The sequence below is a fragment of the Mesorhizobium sp. M4A.F.Ca.ET.090.04.2.1 genome (genome assembly GCF_003999085.1).
Lineage (GTDB): Bacteria > Pseudomonadota > Alphaproteobacteria > Rhizobiales > Rhizobiaceae > Mesorhizobium.
In genome coordinates this window covers 1-642 of the sequence record NZ_RZOT01000994.1, presented here as the reverse complement: position 1 = coordinate 642, position 642 = coordinate 1, and the positions used below count along the sequence as shown (strand labels likewise).

Here is a 642-nt window from a genome sequence, read left to right as displayed (position 1 = left end):
CCCCCCGCCCCCCGCTTGCCCGCCGCTTCGGCGCTGGCTTGCTGTTGCGGCTCGGCCAGGCGCTCGGCCGCCTCGACGAGGCGGTGTCGCCGCGCCTGCCGGTGGCGCCGCTTTCGGTCGAGCGCCACCTGGCCGAGCCGGTCGTGCTGACCGACGACATCGAGCGGCTGGTGAGCCGGCTGGCCACGGCGCTGAAGGGCGACCTCGAGCGGCGCGGCGAGGGCGCGAGGGCACTCGCCCTGCTGCTCTTCCGCGTCGACGGCGCCGTCAGCCGCATCGCCGTCGGCACCTCGCGCCCGCTGCGCGAGCCGTCGCTGATCCGCAGGCTGTTCCACGAACGGCTTGCCGCGCTGGAGCAGGACATCGACGCCGGCTACGGTTTCGACCTCGTGCGCCTCTCGGTGCTGTCGGCGGCGGCCTTCGACATGCAGCAGGCCGATCTCAGCGGCGAGGCCAACGACGATGACGCCGATATCGCTTTATTCGCCGACCGCGTCCGCGCCCGGCTCGGCGAGGCCGCGGTGCTGCGGCCGGTTGCCGTCGAGAGCCATTTGCCGGAGCGCGCCGTCACTATTGTCCCCTTCTCCGAGGCGCCGCAAAGGCGCGCGCCGCTCAAGCGGCCGGAGCGCGCCGTTCCGCCGG

General features: G+C 74.3%; 1 pseudogene. It reads left to right on the top strand.

The features are described 5' to 3' along the window. Nucleotides 1-642 (top strand): annotated as a pseudogene (locus EN781_RS33695) (DNA polymerase Y family protein); the annotation flags it as partial.